Here is a 20,377-nt window from a genome sequence, read left to right on the forward strand (position 1 = left end):
CCATGCATCCTCGTGACCGCGCGCCCTGGGTGGCACCGCCGCCACCCCCGATCCCGGCCGCGCCGGATCCCTTGGCCGGTGCTTCCGTCGCCTGTGCGGACAAGGACGGCGTGACCCTCGACGTACGCACCGCGGCCGGACGTACCGGCGTCCTCCGGCTGCGCCCCGCGACGGGCAACTGCCTACGGATCACGCTGCGGCTGGACGGCGTACCGGCCGCGCCGCGGGTGTCCGTCGTCACCGCGCCGACGGACACCCGCAGCACGGTCGAGCGGTCACCGGACGCCGTCACCCTCCACCTGGAGTCGCTGTGTCTCAAAGCCCGTCTGACGCCGTTCACCATGGAATTGACGGACCGTCAGCTGCGACAGGCGACCGACGTGAGCGACCCCGGCGGACGCAGGACCGTCCTGCCCCTCGGCGTCACCGAACTCGCCGACGGCCGGCTGGCCTACCACGACAGCTGGTTCACCGAGCCCGACGAGCACTTCTACGGCCTCGGCGAGCGCTTCACCGGCCCCGATCTGCGAGGCCAACGCGTCGACTGCTGGATCGAGGACGCCCAGGGCTCGACCGGCACCCGCTCCTACAAGGCCATCCCGTTCCTGCTCTCCAGCCGGGGCTACGCCGTCCTCGTGGACACCACCACCGCGGCCTCCTTCGATCTCGCCCACAGCAACACGGGCGCCTGGTCCCTGACCGTCCCCGACGAGGAACTCGACTACTACCTGATCACCGGCACCCCCGCCGAGTGCCTGCGCACCTACCGCGACCTGACCGGCCCCGCCCTGCTGCCCCCGGACTGGGCCTTCGGCCCCTGGATCTCCGGCGGATTCCGCCCGGACAGCGCGGACGAGGTACGCGAGCGAGCCCGTCGTATCCGCGAACTCGGCTTCCCCTGCGACGTGGTGCACATCGACACCTACTGGCAGCGCCCCGGCTGCTGGTCGGACATGGAGTGGGACACCGAGGCGTTCCCGGACCCCCGCGGGCTGATGGCTTACTTGGCGGGACAGGGCTTCCACGTCTCGCTCTGGATGAACCCGTACATCAGCGTCGACAGCCCGTACTTCGCCGAGGCGGACCGCAACGGCTGGTTCCTGCACGCCCCTTCGGGCACTACCTGGACCGGCCAGGTCTGGGGCGGCGCGCATCCGGACTCGGCCGTCCTCGACCTGACCCATCCCGGCGCCGTCGACTGGTTCCAGGAGCGCGTCCGCCAGGTCCTGGCCACCGGAGTCTCGGTCCTGAAGACGGACTTCGGTGAGGCGGTTCCCGCGGAGACGGTGGCGTACGACGGCATGACCGGCGACCGGCTGCACAACCTCTACCCCCTGCTCTTCAACGACCTGGTCGCAAAGGTCACCCAGGAGGCTGCCGGCCACGGCCTGACCTGGGGCCGCTCCACCTGGACCGGCGGCCAGCGGCACGGCGCCAAGTGGACCGGCGACCCCAACGCGAGCTGGCAGGACCTGGCGTCGACCCTGCGCGCGGGCCTCTCGCTCTCCTTCTCCGGTCACCCTTTCTGGAGCCACGACATCGGCGGCTTCCACGGCACACCGGATCCCGAACTCTTCGTCCGCTGGGCGCAGTTCGGCCTGCTGTCACCCCTCAGCCGGTTCCACGGCATGACCTCCCGGCTGCCCTGGGACTTCGGCGAGGAGGCGTACACGGCCGTCCTGCACGCGGCCCGGCTGCGCACGAGCCTGCTGCCGTACATCCACCGCGCCGCCGCCGACGCGGTCCGCACCGGGGAACCGCTCGCCCGTCCCATGGCCCTGGACCACCCCGACCGCCCGGACGCGCACGCGGCCGACCTTCAGTACCTGCTGGGCCCCGACCTGCTGGTCGCCCCCCTGTACGCGCCGGGAGGACGGCGGCAGGTGTGGTTCCCGCCGGGGGAGTGGCTGCCGTACGCGGGCTCCGGAGGGCCGCTCACCGGCCCTGCCTGGCGTCGGGTCCGCATCCCCCTCACCGCCGCCCCGCTCTGGCTACGGGCCGGAGCGCACGTTCTGTGAGCAGGAGGTCGCACACCGCCCCGGTGGCGTGCGCCGACTGTCCGGGGCGCTCCCGAGGTGCCACTCTGGGACGGGAGAGGCATCCGCCGAGGGGACTCGGGAGGGCCCGATGGGACGTGACGTGCCGGCCCTGGTGTTCACGCGGGAGGACCGCCGACGGTACCGGGACAAGATGCACACCTGCCTCGACGTCCTCGCGCAGATGCTGCGCGAGTCCGGCTTCGAGAGCGAGCGGCCGCAGGTCGGGCTGGAGATCGAGCTCAACCTGGTGGGCGAGGACGGTCTCCCGGTGATGCGGAACACCGAGGTGCTCCAGGCGATCGCCGACCCGGCCTGGTCCAGCGAGCTGGGCCGCTTCAACCTGGAGATCAACATTCCGCCGCGCCGGCTCCTGTCCGGCGGGCCCGGCTCCTGGGAGCAGGAGATCCGTGACGCCCTCAACCACGCCGAGGAACGCGCCTCGGCCGTCGGCGCGCATCTGATCATGGTGGGCATCCTGCCGACGCTGGGCGAGGCGGACGTCGGAGAGACCGCCCTGTCGGGCGATCCGCGCTACCGGCTGCTCAACGAGCAGATCTTCGCGGCGCGCGGTGAGGACCTGCACATCAAGGTGGAGGGGGTGGACCGCCTGATGATGTACGCCGACGCCATCACCCCCGAGGCCGCCTGCACCAGCACGCAGTTCCATCTCCAGGTCGCCCCCAAGGAGTTCGCGGACTACTGGAACGCGGCACAGGCCGTCGCGGGCGTGCAGATCGCCCTCGCGGCCAACTCGCCCTTCCTCTTCGGCAAGGAGCTGTGGCGCGAGACCCGCATCCCCCTCTTCGAGCAGGCCACCGACACCCGCCCCCAGGAGATCAAGGCACAAGGCGTACGGCCCCGGGTGTGGTTCGGGGAGCGGTGGATCACCAGCGTCTTCGATCTCTTCGAGGAGAACGTGCGCTATTTCCCCGCGCTCCTGCCGATCTGCGACGACGAGGACCCGCAGGAAGCACTGCACAGCGGCCGGGTTCCGGAACTCGGCGAACTGACCCTGCACAACGGCACGATCTACCGCTGGAACCGCCCGATCTACGCCGTCACCGACAGCGGCCCGCACCTGCGCATCGAAAACCGGGTCCTGCCCGCCGGGCCCACCGTGGCCGACATCATCGCCAACGGTGCCTTCTACTACGGCCTGACGCGCGCCCTGGTCGACGAGGACCGGCCGGTGTGGACACGCATGTCCTTCTCGGTCGCCGAGGAGAACCTGCACACCGCCGCCCGTGACGGCATCGACGCCCGCCTGTACTGGCCGGGAACGGGCGAAGTGCCTGTCACGGAGCTGGTGTTGCGGCGCCTGCTGCCCCTGGCCCACCGGGGCCTGGAGCTGGCCGGCATGGACGCGCAGTGGCGTGAGCCCCTGCTCGGCGTCATCGAGCAGCGCTGCGTCACCGGCCGCAACGGCGCCCTGTGGCAGGCGGAGACGGTCCACCACCTGGAGAAGGCCGGCGTCGGAGACCGTCAGGAGGCGCTGCGGCGGATGACGACGACGTACATGGACTACATGCACCTCAACGCACCGGCGCACACCTGGCCCGTGGACTGATCAGCGCCATTCCTGTGGAGGTGTCAGGGGCACCGGAACAGGTCGCTCCACCGACGTCGACAGCTCGATCCGCCGCCCCTCGGCCGACGAACGCAGCAGGGCGGTCATCGTCTCCAGGACATGCAGGGCGAGTTCACCGCTCGCGCGCGGTGCCCGCTGTCCGTCGGCGGCGACGAAGTCGAGCAGACCGACGCCCCGGGCGGCGCCGACGTAGCCCGCGGACGGCGACAGCGTGCGCCAGCCCTTCTCGCCCTCGCCGAGTTCGAGGAGCCGTACCTCGCCGTCGAAGTTGTTCGGATCCGGGACCGTGAGGGTGCCCCTCTCGCCGTGGACCTCGATCGGCGCGGCCGTCGTGGCCACGCCGTCGAAGCTCGTCGTGATCGTCGTCAGGGCCCCGCCCTCGTGTTCGAGGACCCCGGAGACATGGCTGTCCACCTCGACCGGGATCCGCTCGCCGGTGCGCGGGCCGGACCCGATGACCCGCTCGGTGCGGAGTCGGCTGGACGCCCCGATCACGGCACGCACCGGGCCCAGCAGATGCACCAGGGAGGACAGGTAGTACGGCCCCATGTCCAGCAGGGGGCCGCCACCGGCCGTGTAGTAGAAGTCCGGGTGGGGATGCCACCGTTCGTGGCCGGGGGTGACCATGGCGGCCGAGGCGAACAGCGGGCGGCCGACCGCACCGGCCTCCACCGCCGCCCGTGCCGTCTGGACGCCGGTGCCCAGGACCGTGTCCGGCGCGCATCCCACTCCGACCGCCGCCTTCGCCGCGGCCTCCAGGACGGCGCGGGCGTCGGTGAGTTCGGCGGCCAGCGGTTTCTCACCGTAGACGTGCTTGCCGTGCCCGATGGCCCCGAGGGCGATCTCGGCGTGCGCCGAGGGGACGGTGAGATTCAGCACCGTGTCGACGTCCGGGCTGCTCAGCAGTTCCTCGACGGACAGCGCCTGCACTCCGGGCAGTTCGGCGGCGACGGCGGCCGACCGGGAGGCGTCCAGGTCGGCGACCGCGGTGACGCGCACGGCCCGGTGGCCGACGAGTGTCTCCAGGTAGGCGCGGGAGATGACGCCGAGACCTACGACGCCGATGCGGTGCGCGTCGCCCACAGCATGCCCCTCTCGATGACGGTACGGACGTGGGGGTTCTCGAGGACGTCGAGGTTGTGCCCGGGTGTCGTCACCACGACACGTCCGGCACCCCACTGGCGGGTCCAGACCGCCGGGGAGGTGACCGGCCGGTGCCAGGGCTGCCACGGCTGCGCCGGGTGGGTGGTGGTGGCCAGGACGTCGATCAGGTCGTCGTGGAGCACCCAGTACTGCTCGGTGTGCAGCTCGAAGTCCTCTATGCCCGCGGTGACGGGGTGTTCGCGGCCGAGCTCGGTGATCGTGACGGTGTACGGCAGGAAGTTGTCCTCCTCACCGCCCCGCCGCTCGCACGGTTCCTTGCCCGGGTGGGTCGCGAACTGGCCGCCCACCAGATGGAGGTAGTCGGAGGAGGCGCGGAACGAGTCGGCGATTCCGCCGTGCCAGCCGGTGAAGCCGGTACCGGCCGTGACGGCCGTGCTCAGTCCCGACACCTGCTCGGCGGTGATCTCCGACATGGTCACGCACTGCACGACGAGGTCGGTGGCGGCCATCTCGGCGCTGTCGGCGTAGACATCGGTCGACTCCTCGATCCGGACGTCGTAGCCACTGCTCTCCAGGAAGGGCAGAAACAGCTCCGTGGCCTTGACCGGCTGATGTCCCTCCCAGCCGCCTCGGACCACCAGTGCTTTCTTACGCGTCATCTTGTTCCTTTGTGGGGCAGTAAAGGGCTCCTGGGGGAGTTCCCCCGGACGGGCCGGAGGAAATCCACGTTCCGCGTGCCGGGATTTCGCCAACCTCGATATTGGTATGGACCTGTCAATGGTGAGCGGCTAGGCTCTGCCGCGCCACACCACTGAGAGCGCTCTCAGAGAACTCTGCTGTTCCACCCCCACCCCGTTGGAACGACGAAGGGCAATCTCCATGAGACGCACCAGAATCATGCGCGCGGGCCTGGCCGTGCTGCTCCTGCTCGGTGTCGGAGCGACCGCGGGCACGGTTCCCGCCACCGCCGACGAGAAGGCGCCCGCCTCCGCCGGTCTCCTCTCCGCCATGCAGCGGGACTTCGGTCTCTCGCGCCAGCAGGCCGAGGCACGGCTCGCCGCCGAGCGGCGGGCCACGGCTCTTGAGTCCAAGGTCCGCCGGACCGCGGGTACTTCGTACGGCGGCTCCTGGTTCGACGCCGCCGAGGGAACGTTGACCGTCGCCGTCACCCCCGATGCCTCCGCCACCGCCCTCCGCGAGATACGCGCCACCGGTGCCACGGTCCGCACCGTCGCCCACAGCGCACGCGAACTCGCCGCCACCCAGTCCCGGATCGACAAACTCTCCGCACCGGACGCCGTCAGCAGCTGGCACGTCGACCCGAAGGCCGGCGCGGTGGTGGTGAACATCGTCGACGGCCGACAGCGTGACAACGATGTCCGGGAGTTCGTCGCCCGCGCCCGGAAGGCGGGTCCCGTCACTGTGCGGGAGGTGGCCGCCGCGCCGACCACCTTCGCCGCCGGAACCGTCGGCGGTGACCCCTACTACACGGGCAACGTCCGCTGTTCCATCGGCTTCTCGGTGTACGGCGGCTTCGTCACCGCCGGCCACTGCGACCAGCACACCGGCAGCGTCTACGGCTGGGACCGCAGTTATGTCGGCACCTTCCAGGGCTCGTCCTTCCCCGACAACGACTACGCCTGGGTCAACGTGGGCAGCGGCTGGTGGACCGTCCCGGTCGTGCTCGGCTGGGGCACCGTCTCCGACCAGCTCGTGCGCGGGTCGAACGTGGCGCCCGTCGGCTCCTCGATCTGCCGCTCGGGCTCGACCAGCCACTGGCACTGCGGCACGGTCCTCGCGATGAACGAGACCGTCAACTACAGCCAGGGCGCCGTGCATCAGATGACCAAGACCAGTGTCTGCGCCGAACCCGGCGACTCCGGCGGCTCGTTCATCAGCGGCGACCAGGCCCAGGGCGTGACCTCCGGCGGCTGGGGCAACTGCTCCAGCGGCGGCGAGACCTGGTTCCAGCCCGTCAACGAGATCCTCAACCGGTACGGCCTGACCCTGCACACCGCCTGAACACCGGTGTGGGCCCGACCTTCGGGCCGGGCCCACACCCGTTGACGCTCAGGTGACGTCGGCCACTGAGAAGATCCCCGGCCCGCTGACCCCGTACAGCACATCGCCCACCAGGAGAGGCGGCACCGAACTCGGCGACAGCTCCTCGAAGGAGCGGCCCGTCGTGTCGAAGGACGGATTGGTACGGCCGATCTCCTTCCCGGTCCTCGGATCGAGGGCCACGATGCTGGTGTCCGGCATCGTCACGTACAACCGGCCCGCGTGGTAGGCCGGTTCGCTGAAGACGCGCAGATCGCGCGAGCTGGACCACAGCGGCTTGCCCTTCTTCACGTCGAGGGCGAGCAGGGTCTCGTTGCCGTAGTCGAAGATGTACATGGTGTCGCCCTGCACCAGCGGCGGTGCCTCGGGCTCCACGCTCCACGGGAAGTCGATCCGGCGGGTCTTGCCGCTGCTGAGATCCTGGACGAAGAAGGCGGCGGACACGCCGGAGTCGTCCTCCCAGCGCGCGTAGTACGCCGTGCCGTCGTGGACCGTCGCCAGCCACAGGTCGCCCTTCGGCGCGTCGACACTGCCCAGGGTCCTGCCGGTCCGTGCGTCGAGGTGGGCGATGCCGCCTTCGCCGCCGCGCAGATCGGCGTAAAGCGTGTCCTTGGGGCCTTCGTAGAAGGGGCTCGCCGAGGTGGAGGTCAGCTCACGCCGCCACAACTCCTTGCCCGTGCGCGGCTCGTAGGCGGCATAGCGTGCCGTGTCGGAGGAGTCGAGCTGGTCCAGGCGGACCAGAAGCACTCCGCCCAGGGAATCGAACTCGCCGAGCGGGCCCTTCAGTTGCCACAGCCGCTCGCCGGTCCTTCCGTCGTAGGCGTCGACGCCCTGCGAGCGATCCGCGCTGTACACGAACACCACACCGTCATGGACGACCGGCCCGCGCACCGAGAAGCTGCTGACCTGCTTGCGGCTCATGGACTTCGTCCACTCGACGTTCCCCGTCGCAGGGTTCAGCCGCATCAGGGCGACCTGTTCGGAGGAGCAGAAGACGCCGAGCGCGTCCGGAGTGCACGAGGGGCCGACGGTCATCGACTGGTTCTTCCCGCCCGACCCCAGTGCGTTGTGCCAGGGCCTCCAGCCCGCCGGTGCCGTCCCGCTGGGCGTCGGCCGCGGAGCGAGAGCGTCGAACGCGTCGACCGTACTCGCCGGCTCGTCCTCCACCACGGCGACCGCGGCCGCCCCGGCCCCGCCGAGGAGCGCCACGACGGCGACGGCGGCCCACAGTCTCCTCCCGCGGCGCCTTTGCCGGACCGGTCCCACGTGACCGAGCGGTGAGGTCACCACGTCCGTCGTCCGGATCTCCGGGGCGCGGGAGACCACTTGGACCGGTCTCCCGTCGGACAGTTCCTCCGGCAGACCCGACAGGCTTTCCACGACCTCGCTCGACGTCGGCCGGTCAGCGGGTTCCTTCGCCAGGCAGCGCGACACCAACGGGCGCAGCTGCTCGGGCAGTTCACCCAGCCGGGGCTCACCGTGCACGGTGTTGTACGCGGCCAGATAGGCGTTCTCCGCCTCGAAGGGGCTGTGCCCGGTGGCCGCGTACACGAGCACCGCGCCCAGCGAGAAGACGTCGACCGCGGAGCCGACCTCGTGCGGGCGGCTGAACTGCTCCGGAGCCATGAACGGCGGCGAGCCCATCACCATGCCGGTCTGGGTACGGACATCGCTGTCGGCCGCGCGCGAGATGCCGAAGTCGATGACGCGTACGGCCCCGTCGTCGCCCTCGCTCTCCAGCAGCAGCACATTGCTCGGCTTGAGGTCCCGGTGCACGACTTCGGCGCGGTGGATCTCCCGCAGAGCCTCGGCGAGTTCGGTGCCGAGGCGGCGCAGCGAGGGCCAGTCCAGCGGTCCCGACTCGTCCACGCGTTCTGCGAGCGTCCGGCCCGGCACGAACGCCGTGGCCATCCAGGGCCGTTCCGCCTCCGGGTCCGCGTCCACGACCGGTGCCGTGAACGCGCCGCTGACCCGGCGCGCGGCGGCGATCTCCTGCCGGAACCTGGCCCGGAACTCGGGGTTGTCGGCATACCGGGTGTGGACCACCTTGACGGCGACGGCCCGTCCCGACGCCGATCGGCCGAGATAGACGACACCCATGCCGCCGGTCCCGATCCGCGATTCGATCCGGTAGCCGCCGACAGACTCCGGATCGTTCTCGCGCAGGGTCACCGCGTCTCCTTCACCGCTTCTGGCCAGGACGGCTGCGGTCCGGACTCTTCTGACAGGGACCCCTCACTCTAGAGGGGCGCCGATGCGCGGGGGACATGGATCTCGGCCTTGCCGACCGGCCGAACCCCGCGGCATCACGGTTCTCAGGAGGAAAGCGAGGGGTCGATCCCGGCACCTGGCCCTATTCTGAGGAGGCATGAAGGGGGCTCGGGGCGGGAGTGCGTTCGGTGAAGTACCGGAATCCGAGGGATCGTTCGGTCCACTTGTTGTCGCCGGACAGCCGATGTACCTGAGGGCGGCGCACGTCGACCTTCCCTCGGAGAACCCCGATCCGACGGTGCTGCCCACGATCACGCTGCTGGGACGCGGCTGGGACCCCGGCCGCGATCCGGGGGAACTGCCGCTGCCTCCCGGGCAGTTGCTCGCGGGCCAGTACCGGTTGATCCGGCCCCTCGGCTACGGCGGCATGGGCGAGGTCTACCTAGCGCTCGACACCAAGGTCGACAACCGCGAGGTCGCCATCAAGATCCTGCACCCGGAGCAGGCGGCGGCCGCGGCGGGCGCGCTGGCCCGGGAGCGGCGGGCCCTTGTCGACCTCGGCCACGACGACATCATCCGTGTCTTCAACTACGGTCACCATCCCGAGGTCGGTGACTTCCTCGTCCTCCAGTTCGTGGACGGGCTCACGCTGGAGGAGGTGCGGGCGCGGGCCGAACTGAACCCCGGGGAGTTCGGCGGCCACCGCTTCCACGAGTTCGTGCTCGCCTACGGCGTGCGGATCCTGTCCGCCCTCGCGTATCTGCACGCCGACCGGCCCGGCAAGGTCTACGGCGATCTGAAGCCGGACAACGTCATGCACGACGGCACCACGACGAAGATCATCGACGTGGGCAGCGTGCGTCCGGTCGGGGCGCCGGGCATGACCACGAAGGGCTTCAGCGCACCGACCGTGGGACCGAACGGCGAGTCCAGGGAGCAGGACGACCTCTTCAGCCTGGGGGAGACCCTGCGGCGACTGAGCGGACTCGGCCGGTCGGCGGCGGATCTTGCGCGGCTCGGGGATCTCGGGACGCTGGGCGGGGTGGCGGGGGCGGATGTGTCGAGCGCGTCGGCTGCCGAGGCGGCGCCCGCCGCCGGAGAGGCCTTGGCCGCGAGCGACAGGGCGCGGACCGCCGGGGAGGCGTTGGCCGCGGGAGAGACACCGGACGCCCAGGGGGTTCTGGTCACCGGGCGGACGTCGGGTGTCGCTCGGGCACTGGGTGCCGAAGGAGCACCGGGCGTCGGTGAGGCAGCGGGTGTGGTGCGGACGTCAGGGGTCGTTCAGGGTTCCGGCGGGGAGGGTGCACCGGGCCTCGGTGAGGCAGCGGGTGTGGTGCGGACGTCAGGGGTCGTTCAGGGTTCCGGCGGGGAGGGTGCACCGGACGTCGGTGAGGCAGCGGGTGTGGTCCGGACGTCGGGTGCCGAGGGTGCACCGGACGTCGGCGGGACACCCGATGTCGGCAACGGGTCCGTCACCGGGGCGGCGCACATCGACGCGGGGGAGTCGCGCCCCGATGTCCCGTCGGTGGGCGGTGAAGGACCCTCTGCCCAAGTGCCGCCGCCGGCCAGGGAAGCGTGGGCACCCGAGGGCACCACCGCCCCCGTGCCCCGTGGCCTCGGCCTGCTCTCCCTCGCCCGTGTCCTGCACCGCGCGACCGTGAGCGAGCCCGCCGGACGGTTCGCCGACGCGCGTGAGATGGACCAGCAACTACGGGGCGTGTTCCGTGAGTTGAGGTCGCTGCGCACCGGCACCGAGACCTTCGAACCCTCGCCGCTCTTCCTCCAGTCCCCGTACGCCCTCGACGGCGCCCTCGGCTCCGCGCCACCCCTCGCCCACTGGGCCGCCCCCGACGCCCCGTCCCCGTTCGCCCCGCCCACTCCCACCGAGGTCGCCCAGCGCCTGCCCGTGCCGCGCCCCGACCCGCGCGACGAGCACCACGCCGAGCTGAGCAGGCTCGCCGACGCAGCCCCGGAGGCCCTGCTCCAGCACATCGGCGACTGGCGGGACTCCACGGAGGTCCATCTGCTGCGCTGCCGGCTGCGGTTGCGGAACCCGGCCGACGGACCCGACGCCGCAGAACGCGAACTGCGGACGGCCGAGGCACGGATCGGCCCCCGTCGCTCCCCGTACGACTGGCGGCTGGACTGGCACCACGGCCTGCTCGCGCTCGCCCGGGAGCAAGTCGCCGCGGCCCGAGGGCACTTCGACCGGGTGTACGCGGCGATCCCCGGCGAGTACGCGCCCAAGCTGGCCCTCGGACACTGTGCGGAACGGCTCGGACGCCCGCACGAGGCCCTGACGTTCTACGAGGCGGTCGGGCTGCGGAACCCCTCCCTGGGCAGCGCGGCCTTCGGCGCCGCACGGGCCCGCCTCGCGCTGGGCGGCGTTACGGCGCGCGAGGAGGCCGTACGCGAACTCGACGCCGTACCGCAGCACTCGCGGCACCGGACCGCAGCGCGTACCGCGGCCGTGCGGATCGGTATCGAGTACGTGCGGACGGGCGAGTGCGGCCACCAGGCGCCGCAGCGGTTGGGCGAGGTGCTGGGGCGCCTGGCTCTGCTCTTCCACGCGCACGGCCTGACCGACGTGGAGGCCAGGGTCCGGATGACCGTCGAGGCCTGGGAGGCCGTGCACGGCGCCCTCGCGCGCGGTGCTCTCGACGCGGCAGGCCTCGCGGCGCTGTCCGCCGGGGCAGACCCCCGACTCGGTCTCCCGTCCGACGAACACGGCCTGCGGGAGGACCTCTCCCGTCGCTATGTCGTCCTCGCCCACCAGGCCGCCCGCTCCACCGCCCCCGAGGACGCGGCCGTGGCCGAAATCCTCCTGGACCGCGCCTACGAGGTCCGTCCGCTCGCCTTTCGACACCACAGGGACAGCCCATGGCTCGGCAAGAGAGTCGCCCACTGGCTCCGGACGGTCGCTTACGCGCCCTCGCAAAGGACACCCTCCGCCTCACGCGGGCCGTCGCCGCCGTAACCACCGAACTCGCCCGCCGTATCCTGCGCTACGCCTGGCCCGCCACCACGGGTCACCGCAACCGCGCCTATCTGCGGGACCGGCTCCTCGCGCTGCCGCTGCTGACCGTGGTGGCCTTCGGGGCGCTCGGCTGGGCCTACGCGGGCGTGCGCGGCGACTCCGCGTACATCCGGGAACGCGCGGCGCCCGCGCTGGTCGACCTCGCGGACGCCCGGGCCTCGCTGCTCATCGCGCAGGGTGAGGCCCAGCGGAACCTGGACGAAGGGCGCGCGGCGGAACTCAGCGGGCTCAGCGAGCGGTACCGGACTCGGATCGCCCGCGCCACGCAGAGCCTGAACCAGGTCACCCGCAGCGGAGCCCTCACCGTCGCCGAGGAACAGGAACTGCGGGTCGTGTCCGCGCTGGTCGTCGACTACACCAGCTGGATCGGCCGGGCCCAGGGCCATGCCACCGATCCGGTTCTGCGCGATGCCGACTTCACCTACGCGCGCAGCATGCTCTGCTCGCAGGCCCTCACCCCGACCACCGAGAACCCATATCCGGCCTGCCCGCCCGACACCGGTTCCGCCGCGACCTCGATCGTCGACCGGGTGGCCGGCCTGGAGGGGCGGCTGCGCGCGCGGCTCGCCGACCGCGCCGCCTGGGGCGCGGGCACGATCACCGCGGCGGTGATCGCCGCGCTCGCCTTCGCCCTGCTCGCCGCCGGGCTGTGGCGGACGGTGTCCTTCCTGCGCCGCCGCTTCCGGATCCGGCTGAGCATCCCCCTCGCGGCCGCCGCCCTGCCACTGCTCGCCGTACCGTTCCTGACGGCCGACGCCCTGCTCGCCCTGGACGCCCAGCACGAGACCGTCCCCGTCGCGGACGCGCTGGCCGAGCGGACCTCCCCGAAGACGGAGACGGTCGCCGAGGAACGCCCCTTCGCCGGACCGGACCCGCAGGCCATCGAGACGCTCCGGGCCCGGATCGACGACGGTCTCGCCGACGGGCGGCTCGCCTTCCTCGACGGCATCGCCCCGTTCGTGTTCCCGGCGGGCCTGACCGCCGCGGCCGTGATCGCCGGTGCCCTGCACGCCTACCGCCGCGAATACCTCGTCGTCACCCGGCCGGGAGCCGTCGCATGAGCCGTCGCACGGGCCGCCTCCTGCGCGTCCTTCTCACGACCTGTCTGCTCGCTCTCGTCCCCGGCTGCGGGTCCGACACCCGCGACCCGCTGGTCGTCCTCGGACCCTGGACCGGCGAGGAGGGCAGGGCGTTCGAAGCGGCCCTCGACAAACTGGACGACGGGACCGGGCGGACATACACCTACGAGGGCACCCGCTCACTCCGCGAGACGCTCGTCTCGCAGCTGGAGGCCGACGACCCGCCGGACGTGGCGGTCCTCAACAGCATCGGCGAACTCACCGAGTACGCCCGACGCGACAAGCTGAAGCCCCTCGCCGAGGCGAGCGCCGAGCGCGCCTACCCGCCCTGGGCGCCGACCCTGCTGGTGGACGGCAGGCGGCGCACGTACTGGGTGCCGCTGAAGGTCGACCTCAAGAGCCTCGTGTGGAGCAAAAGGGGCGCCCCGAGCGAACGGTCCACCTGGTGCGTGGGTCTCGCCTCGCAGGCCACCTCCGGCTGGCCGGGCACCGACTGGATCGAGGACCTGGTGCTCCATCAGGCGGGCCCCGCCCTCTACACCGCCTGGGCCACGGGCCGCCTCGACTGGCGCGACCCGGCCGTCGAGCGTGCCTGGACCAGCTGGGCGCGACTGCTGGGCAAGCGCTCCCCGGCATCGGTCGAGCGGTCCCTGACCACATCGTTCGAGGGTGTGTCCGATTCCCGGGGAAATCCGCGCGGCCTGCTCGACTCGCCCGGCTTCGACTGCACGCACGAGCACCAGAGCGCCTTCATCCGGTACGTCTACGCGGGCGACGACGTGACCGTGGAACCGGCGGCCCGCTATCTGGACGGGAAGTCCGCCTACCGGGACGCCTTCGAGGTCGCGGGCGACATGGCCGCCGTGTTCAGCGACGACCCGGACGCCCAGGAACTCGTGGAGCGCCTCTCGAGCCCGGCCGGACGGGAGCGCTGGCGGGCGGAGGCGGCTCCCGCCGTACGGCCGCTGTTCCCGGACTCGGCCGGACTGTCACCGCCCGCCTCCGTGACCCCGGTCGAGCGGGAGATCGACTCCCTGCTCACCACCCGCGCCCGCACCCTCTGCTTCGACGCCTCCGACGTCATGCCGCCCGAACTCCGGGACGCCTTCCACCGTGCGGTCCTGGAGTTCTTCCGTGACCCGACCCAGCGGCAACTCGACTCGTTGCTTCAGCAGTTGGAGACCGTACGCGTCCAGGTGAACACGGACTCGGGCACCGACCGCACGTTCCGTCCTCCGCAGGACATCTGCGCGTGAGCGGTCCGCCTCGGCCCCGTCCGCGTCGTGGCGCACGGCCGACGATCTGACCTGACATGGTGGTGTCATGTGCTGGAGTGCGACAGCGGATCTCGTGGCGGGCACGGCCATCGCCTCCGTCGGGGCGGTCTGCGTGGCCCGGACCCGCCGCGCCGGAGACCTGCCCCTCGCCGCGCTGCCCCTGCTGCTCGGCGCCCATCAACTGGTGGAGGCCCAGGTCTGGCACACCGGCGGAGGGACCGGCGCGGCCACTGTCGCCTGGGCCGTCATCGCCCTGCCCGTGCTCGCGGTGTGGGTGCCGGTGGGCGTGTGGTGCACGGTCCCACGCCGAACCGGACGCCGGGTGACGCCCGTCGTGGCGGTGGGCGTCGTGACCGCCGCCTTCCTCGCGCACGCTCTCGTCACCCACCCCGTCCGGGCGGAGATCCGCGGCCACACCATGGCCTACGTCATCGGACTGCCCCACGCGGAACTGCTCGTCGCGGGCTACCTGATCGCCACGGTCGGCGCACTGCTGCTCTCCGGCGACCGCCGCCTGACGGGACTGGGGATCCTGACCGGGGCGGGCGCGCTGATGTGCTGGCTGCTGTGGCGGCTGGAGTTCGTGTCGACCTGGTGCGCGCTGGCGGCGGTCTGCTCGGTGGTCCTGTACGGATGGGTGCGGACACGCCCCACGCCGAGGCCCGTTCTCCCCGCGTGGGACGCCCGGCACTGAACAGCGCGCGCAGCAGTGCCGGGCGGGCCGCCGGGCTGGGTCGTCACCGGAGTCAGGTTGCCGACATGATCATGTCGGCCGCGACGCCGACCAGGGACGCGACCGCCAACGAGCGACTGCTGGGCGGCCAGGCGATCACCGTGGTCACCTGCGGCGCGTCGACGACGGGCACCGCGACGTGTTCGGGCCACTGCCAGGCACGGCTGGAAGCCGGGATGACGAGCAACGTCCTGCTGAGCGCCACGAGTTGAGCGAGCTGAGACTGGGTGCGCACCTCGGGTCCGGGCCCGTCGGGGTAGGACCCGTCGAGCCGGGGCCATCGAGCGATCGGCAGGTCCGGCACATCCTGGACGTCCGCCAGCGTGAGCTCGGCGCGTGACGCGAGCGGATGCCCGGCGGGCACGATCGCGACCTGACCTTCGACGTAGAGGTCTTCGGAGTCGAACCCGGCGAGGTCGTCGTAAGGGTGATGCATGAGCGCCACGTCGGCGTGCCCGTCGCGGAGCAGCCGCGCCTGCTCACCGACCTCGCACAGAAGGATCTCGATCGGTGGCGCCTCCGGTGCGCTCGCCACCGTGTCGAGGAGCTGCCGCAGCACTTCGTGGGACGCCCCGGCCTTGGTCGCGAGCACCAGCGGCCGCTTCGGGTCCCCGGCACGCCGCGTTCGACGCGCGGCGGCAGCGACCGCGTCCAGAGCCGCTCCGGCCTCCCGAAGCAGCACGCCGCCGGCATCGGTGAGCGCCACTCCGCGCCGGTCCCGGTCGAGGAGCCGGACGCCGAGCCGCCGCTCCAGCCTCGCGATCGCGCGGGACAGCGGCGGTTGCGCGATCCCGAGCCGACCGGCGGCGCGTCCGAAGTGCAGTTCCTCGGCGACGGCGACGAAGTACCGAAGCTCGCGGGTCTCGAGATCGTCCACACGGACAGCCTACCGACTGATACCCGGCGAGTATCACAGTGCACCGGTTCGATATTGGACGGCGCATGTCCGGCTCGCCCAGCATGAATCGCGTGAACGACATGAAGACCGCGCTGGTCACCGGCGCGAACAAGGGAATTGGTTTCGCCATCGCACAGGGTCTCGGGGCCCTTGGCTTCACGGTCGCGGTAGGGGCTCGCGACGACTCCAGGCGCGAGCAGGCCGTCAAGGAACTGCAGGCCGCGGGCGTCGACGCGTTCGGGGTCGCCCTCGACGTCACCTCCGACGACAGCGTCGCCGCGGCGGCGGCGACCGTCGAACGGACGACGGGACGGCTCGACGTGCTCGTCAACAACGCGGGTGTCTCCGGCGCCATCGAAGGCGGCACGCAGGATCCGACGACGCTCGACCTCGAGGTCGTCCGCGCCGTCCTCGACACCAACGTCCTCGGGGTCATCCGGGTGACGAACGCGATGCTCCCGCTGCTCAGCCGAGCGAACTCGCCGCGCATCGTCAACGTGTCGAGCAGCATGGGCTCGTTGACGCTGCAGACCGGACCGGTCATGGCCGCCTACGCCCCGTCGAAGTCGATGCTCAACAGCGTCACGGCGCAGTACGCCCGCAGGCTCACCGATACGAACGTCATCGTGAACGCCTGCTGCCCCGGCTATGTGGCGACCGACTTCACCGGTTTCAACGCGCCACGGACGCCCGAGCAGGGCGCGGCGATCGCCGTCCGGCTCGCCACCCTGCCGGACGACGGACCGCGTGGCGGCTTCTTCGACGACGAGGGCGTCGTCCCCTGGTGACCCGGACGGACGGCAGCGGCAGCGACGTACCTGTCCCGCCGTCCCTTCCGTCCGGCGTCGGGCTGCGCCGCCGACCGGGTGCCTTTCCGTGGCGCGCCTGACGGTCGCGGCCCCGGCGCTTCGGAGGTGCCGGGCCCGCTGCCCATCGGTCGCCCGCGCGACGGCGTGCGCGCCTATGTCCTCGACCGCGCCCTGCGACCGGCCCCGCCCGGCACGCCAACCTCCCGCACCGCTTCCTCCCCGCCCGGCCCATGCCCGCTGTTCCGGTGCCGACGAGCGCAGACGGCTCAGGCGGGCGGTCGCCCCGAGCTCTCCCGGACCACCAGTTCCGGCACGGAGACCGGACGCGGGGCGATCGGCACGGACTCCTCCAGTACTCCGTGCAGCAGGGCGAACGCGGCTCGGCCAAGGCCCGTGAAGTCCAGACGTACGGTCGTGAGGGACGGCGTCAGATAGGCGGCGTGCGGGGCGTCGTCGAGCCCGGCCACGCTGACCTCGCCGGGCACCGGGCGTCCGGCCTCGTGCAGGGCGCGCAGCACACCGAGGGCCAGGTCGTCGTTGCCGCACAGGACCGCGGTGACCGAGGGATCCCGGGCGAGTTCCAGGCCCGCCGCGTGGCCACCGGCGGGGCCCCAACCGCCCGGCAGGGGAAGGGGTTCGGGAGCACCCGCCTCTTTGAGTGCCTGGCGCCAGCCGCCGGTGCGGGCACTGGTGCGGCGGGTGCTGGAGGGAATGGCGACGTAATGGACGGTCTCGTGGCCCAGCGACAGCAGATGCCGGGTCACCTCGTGGGCGGCCTCGCGGTCGTCGGTCCACACCCACGGCCGGTCGCCGGTAGGCGCGCTCGCCGGGGTCTCGACCACGCCGACAACGGGCAGCCCGGCCGGGACCGCCTCCAGGGCCCGGACGCCCGCGGGATCGTACGCGATCACGAGCAGCCCGCCGCCCGCGTCGGCGGCACGCTGCACCTCTACGGTGACGGCGGCCTCGTCGGCCGATTCGAGGACGCCCACACCCACCGAGTACGCTGCCGCGCGGGCCGCCTCCTCGACACCCTGGAGGATCGAGGCGTAGCCGTAGTGCGTGGTGTTGGCGGTGAGCACGGTAACGGCCCTGCTGCGGCCCCTGGCCAGGGCGAGCGCGGTGGTGTTGCGCCGGAAGCCCAGCTCGTCGATGGCGGCGAGAACCCGCTCCCGTGTCGACTGCTTGACACTGGGGTGACCGTTGATCACCCGGCTGACGGTCTGGTAGGAGACGCCGGCGGCCGCGGCGACATCCCGGATGCTCGCCGCACCGCGGGTGTGACCGGCCACATTCATCCCGGGATTGTGGCCGGTCACCGGCGGAACGTCAAGCGAACATGGGCTTGGAGACCCGGCGGCCCGACTCCGTCAGCGGGGCCGGTACGCCCTCGGCAGCGGCATGCCGCGGTCGGCCATGATCTGCCGTACGCGATTCGGGTAGTCGGTGATGACGCCGTCCACGCCCATGTCCATGAGCGCTTCCAGGGTGGCGGGGTCGTCGCAGGTCCACGGGATGACCTTCAGGCCTCGGGCGTGCGCCTCCCGGACCATCGTCCGGTCGGCGTAGAAGCGGAAGTCGGGGTCGCCGACCGTGCCGCTCTGCGGGAAGCCGTAGTTGGGGGAGAGGGCCCTGACACCGGGGATCGTGGCGGCCGCCCTGACGAAGTCGCCGCCGTAGTCGTCGGCGTCGATCCCGCCGAGCCACGGGGACGCACCTGGCAGGCCGACCTGGAGGAAGTCGTAGTTCGTGAGCGCGACGAGGGGCCACTTCGGGGCCAGCTTGTGCATCGCCTTCAGCGCGCCCCAGTCGAAGGACTGGATGGTGACCTGGTTCTCGATGCCCGAGCGGTGGATCTCCTCGTGGACCCGCCGCACGAACAGCGCACGCGGCGCGGTCTGCTCGGGCGCGCCCGCCTCGACCTTCGTCTCGATGTTCAGCCTGACCTGCTTGGCGCGGTAGCTCTTGACCAGGTTCAGGACGTCCTTCAACTCGACCATCCGGAAGCCCTTGACCACCTCCTGCTCGGGGAAGCCGGGCAGCTGCTGGTAACCGCAGTCCAGGGTCTTGACCTGAGCCAGCGTCAGATCCTTGATGTACTTGCCGACATACGGATACATCGGGTCGCCGGCCGTCACCGGTCCCGTGTCACGGCACTTGACCGAGCTGATCTGCCGGTCGTGGTTGACGACGACCTTCCTGTCCCTGGTGACATGGGTGTCCAGCTCCAGCGTGGACACCCCGAGGCGCATCGCCTTGCCGAAGCCCTCCAGGGACTCCTCGGTCGTCATGCCGATGCCGCCGCGGTGGGCCTGGAGGTCGAAGTGCGGCTTGGGCTTCGGCGGTTGGTGGCCGTCGTACGCCGTCGCGGGCGTGGCGGCCGACAGCGCGAGCACCGGCACCGCCGCCAGCCCGGCGAGGACACGTCTTGAGGACATCGACACCTCACTCCTATGGGTCGGGACGCCCACAGACGCTAGTGAGGACGCGGGCCGGTTCAACCCCTCGGACGTGATCCCGGCGTGAATGTCCGAGGAACGACGTTCCCGTCGGCGGTACGCGACGAGGTAGATCGCTCGGCGCGCCCCTCGACGTCGGTGCCGGACTGCGCGCGGCCGGCGGGACGACGTCGTGGTGCACGTGAAGGGGCGGGAGGCGATGGGCACGACCTCGACGTGGCCGCCATGCAGCCGTCCGACCGGTTCGAGGGCGCGTCTGCCGGAGATCACCGCCCGGCCCCCGCGAACCCACCGCCCCGGTCGTCAGGGTGTGGGGATGCCCGCCGGGCGGGCCGGACGGCCGAGGCGGACCGGGACGCCGGGGGAGTACAGGACGCTGACCGGGGCGTCGGTCGGGGCGGGCAGGCCGGCCGCGGTGACGAGGTCCTGCCGGCAGGTGAGCAGTTCGGCACGGTACAGGGGCCAGCGCGGATGGTCGTTGGGCAGGTAGGCCAGCGGCTCGGGGCCGCCGAAGAAGGCGTTGTGCATCCCCCAGCGGGCGGTGAGGAAGTGTTCCAGGTCGGTCGGCTCCCCGATGGGTTCGCCGGTCCGTACCGTGATCAGGCTCCGGGCCCCGCGCGGGCCGGGCCACCGGCGTGAGCTGGTGTAGGTGACGGTGTCCCCGGCCGTGCGGACGCTCATCCGGGACCAGAGATACGGCAGCCGGAAGCCGACGCGTCCCATCACCACCGGGATCAGCCGGGAGGCGTCCATCGAGCGGAACACCACGCCACGCCGTCCGTGCGTGTCCACCGAGTACAGCCGCACGTTGGTCTCCGGGAAGGTCCCGAGATACGGCACCCCGGGCAGCCCCAGCCAGCCGACCCGGTGCATCCGGAACGCGACCAGGCCGACGTATGTCAGCCCGTCGTGGGTGTCGGGGACCGTGCCGCGCGGCAACAGCCCGGCCACGACCGATGGTTCGACGCCCCAGTGGATGAAGGCGAGGTCGAGCCACTGCTGGGTGAGGAGCGGGGTCCCTATGAGGGTGGGGGCGTCCGGGGTGACGGGAGCGGGGTTCGGCACGAGGTCCAGGGTGGCAG

15 protein-coding genes are annotated in these 20,377 nt (G+C 71.8%); 8 read left to right on the plus strand and 7 right to left on the minus strand.

Annotation, left to right across the window (positions count from 1 at the left end):
- The first annotated feature begins 2 nt into the window (after positions 1–2).
- Together OG841_RS41240 and OG841_RS41245 are read left to right on the plus strand one after the other, a co-directional pair.
- Entirely contained in the window at positions 3–2,018 is a 2,016-nt protein-coding gene (locus OG841_RS41240; RefSeq protein ID WP_328636706.1) for a TIM-barrel domain-containing protein, read from the plus strand.
- 109 nt (positions 2,019–2,127) lie between these two features.
- Positions 2,128–3,606: a glutamate-cysteine ligase family protein gene (locus tag OG841_RS41245; protein WP_328636705.1), complete on the plus strand. Its 1,479-nt coding sequence runs from the start codon at positions 2,128–2,130 to the stop codon at positions 3,604–3,606.
- Here the strand turns inward: OG841_RS41245 and OG841_RS41250 are convergent, their stop codons facing one another.
- Both OG841_RS41250 and OG841_RS41255 read right to left on the minus strand, forming a co-directional pair.
- On the minus strand, positions 3,607–4,710 hold the full coding sequence (locus tag OG841_RS41250) for a Gfo/Idh/MocA family protein (RefSeq protein WP_365116760.1): 1,104 nt from the start codon (positions 4,708–4,710) through the stop codon (positions 3,607–3,609). It lies immediately after the preceding gene.
- Positions 4,680–5,390 carry a ThuA domain-containing protein gene (locus OG841_RS41255; protein WP_365116763.1) on the minus strand — a complete coding sequence of 237 codons (711 nt, stop codon included), beginning with the start codon at positions 5,388–5,390 and terminating at the stop codon, positions 4,680–4,682. The genes OG841_RS41250 and OG841_RS41255 overlap by 31 nt, the downstream gene beginning before the upstream one ends.
- A 220-nt stretch (positions 5,391–5,610) precedes the next feature.
- Here OG841_RS41255 and OG841_RS41260 point away from each other — a divergent pair, with 220 nt between their 5' ends.
- Positions 5,611–6,753, plus strand: coding sequence for a S1 family peptidase (locus OG841_RS41260; RefSeq protein WP_371569477.1), 1,143 nt, complete (start codon positions 5,611–5,613; stop codon positions 6,751–6,753).
- A 48-nt stretch (positions 6,754–6,801) separates the two neighbouring features.
- Here OG841_RS41260 and OG841_RS41265 read toward each other — a convergent pair whose 3' ends face one another.
- The gene (locus tag OG841_RS41265) at positions 6,802–8,964 is read right to left on the minus strand and encodes a serine/threonine-protein kinase (protein ID WP_371569479.1); all 2,163 of its coding nucleotides are present in this window, start codon (positions 8,962–8,964) and stop codon (positions 6,802–6,804) included.
- A 283-nt stretch (positions 8,965–9,247) separates the two neighbouring features.
- Here OG841_RS41265 and OG841_RS41270 point away from each other — a divergent pair, with 283 nt between their 5' ends.
- The 4 genes from OG841_RS41270 (at position 9,248) to OG841_RS41285 (ending at position 15,090) form a co-directional block, all read left to right on the plus strand.
- Positions 9,248–11,980: a tetratricopeptide repeat protein gene (locus tag OG841_RS41270; protein ID WP_371569482.1), complete on the plus strand. Its 2,733-nt coding sequence runs from the start codon at positions 9,248–9,250 to the stop codon at positions 11,978–11,980.
- Positions 11,884–13,101 (plus strand): hypothetical protein, encoded by a 1,218-nt coding sequence (locus tag OG841_RS41275; protein ID WP_371569485.1) that lies wholly within the window; start codon positions 11,884–11,886, stop codon positions 13,099–13,101. Before OG841_RS41270 ends, OG841_RS41275 begins: the two co-directional genes overlap by 97 nt.
- On the plus strand, positions 13,098–14,375 hold the full coding sequence (locus tag OG841_RS41280; RefSeq protein WP_365116769.1) for an alpha-glucoside ABC transporter substrate-binding protein: 1,278 nt from the start codon (positions 13,098–13,100) through the stop codon (positions 14,373–14,375). Before OG841_RS41275 ends, OG841_RS41280 begins: the two co-directional genes overlap by 4 nt.
- Before the next feature lie 67 nt (positions 14,376–14,442).
- A complete protein-coding gene (locus tag OG841_RS41285) occupies positions 14,443–15,090 on the plus strand; it encodes a DUF6629 family protein (RefSeq protein ID WP_371569488.1) in 648 nt (215 codons plus the stop codon).
- A gap of 52 nt (positions 15,091–15,142) precedes the next feature.
- Here OG841_RS41285 and OG841_RS41290 read toward each other — a convergent pair whose 3' ends face one another.
- Entirely contained in the window at positions 15,143–16,006 is an 864-nt protein-coding gene (locus tag OG841_RS41290; protein WP_371569491.1) for a LysR family transcriptional regulator, read from the minus strand.
- Positions 16,007–16,089: 83 nt separating this feature from the next.
- Here OG841_RS41290 and OG841_RS41295 point away from each other — a divergent pair, with 83 nt between their 5' ends.
- Positions 16,090–16,815: an SDR family oxidoreductase gene (locus OG841_RS41295; protein WP_328636695.1), complete on the plus strand. Its 726-nt coding sequence runs from the start codon at positions 16,090–16,092 to the stop codon at positions 16,813–16,815.
- Positions 16,816–17,102: 287 nt separating this feature from the next.
- Here the strand turns inward: OG841_RS41295 and OG841_RS41300 are convergent, their stop codons facing one another.
- From OG841_RS41300 to OG841_RS41310, 3 genes are all read right to left on the minus strand, one after another.
- Positions 17,103–18,134, minus strand: coding sequence for a LacI family DNA-binding transcriptional regulator (locus tag OG841_RS41300; protein ID WP_365116775.1), 1,032 nt, complete (start codon positions 18,132–18,134; stop codon positions 17,103–17,105).
- Between the two features lie 72 nt (positions 18,135–18,206).
- Positions 18,207–19,274 (minus strand): glycerophosphodiester phosphodiesterase family protein, encoded by a 1,068-nt coding sequence (locus OG841_RS41305; RefSeq protein WP_371569495.1) that lies wholly within the window; start codon positions 19,272–19,274, stop codon positions 18,207–18,209.
- 324 nt (positions 19,275–19,598) lie between these two features.
- Entirely contained in the window at positions 19,599–20,360 is a 762-nt protein-coding gene (locus OG841_RS41310; RefSeq protein ID WP_328643467.1) for a YqjF family protein, read from the minus strand.
- Between the last annotated feature and the right edge of the window lie 17 nt (positions 20,361–20,377).

The sequence above is a fragment of the Streptomyces canus genome, assembly GCF_041435015.1.
Classification (GTDB): domain Bacteria; phylum Actinomycetota; class Actinomycetes; order Streptomycetales; family Streptomycetaceae; genus Streptomyces; species Streptomyces canus_G.

Excerpts from the sequence above, each read along its gene's own strand:
- OG841_RS41285 (WP_371569488.1), top strand. The coding sequence starts at position 14,443 with ATGTGCTGGAGTGCGACAGCGGATCTCGTGGCGGGCACGGCCATCGCC.
- OG841_RS41270 (WP_371569482.1), top strand. The coding sequence starts at position 9,248 with ATGTACCTGAGGGCGGCGCACGTCGACCTTCCCTCGGAGAACCCCGAT.
- OG841_RS41245 (WP_328636705.1), top strand. The coding sequence starts at position 2,128 with ATGGGACGTGACGTGCCGGCCCTGGTGTTCACGCGGGAGGACCGCCGA.
- OG841_RS41260 (WP_371569477.1), top strand. The coding sequence starts at position 5,611 with ATGAGACGCACCAGAATCATGCGCGCGGGCCTGGCCGTGCTGCTCCTG.
- OG841_RS41280 (WP_365116769.1), top strand. The coding sequence starts at position 13,098 with ATGAGCCGTCGCACGGGCCGCCTCCTGCGCGTCCTTCTCACGACCTGT.
- OG841_RS41295 (WP_328636695.1), top strand. The coding sequence starts at position 16,090 with ATGAATCGCGTGAACGACATGAAGACCGCGCTGGTCACCGGCGCGAAC.
- OG841_RS41240 (WP_328636706.1), top strand. The coding sequence starts at position 3 with ATGCATCCTCGTGACCGCGCGCCCTGGGTGGCACCGCCGCCACCCCCG.
- OG841_RS41300 (WP_365116775.1), bottom strand. The coding sequence starts at position 18,134 with ATGAATGTGGCCGGTCACACCCGCGGTGCGGCGAGCATCCGGGATGTC.
- OG841_RS41305 (WP_371569495.1), bottom strand. The coding sequence starts at position 19,274 with ATGTCCTCAAGACGTGTCCTCGCCGGGCTGGCGGCGGTGCCGGTGCTC.
- OG841_RS41275 (WP_371569485.1), top strand. The coding sequence starts at position 11,884 with ATGGCTCGGCAAGAGAGTCGCCCACTGGCTCCGGACGGTCGCTTACGC.
- OG841_RS41255 (WP_365116763.1), bottom strand. The coding sequence starts at position 5,390 with ATGACGCGTAAGAAAGCACTGGTGGTCCGAGGCGGCTGGGAGGGACAT.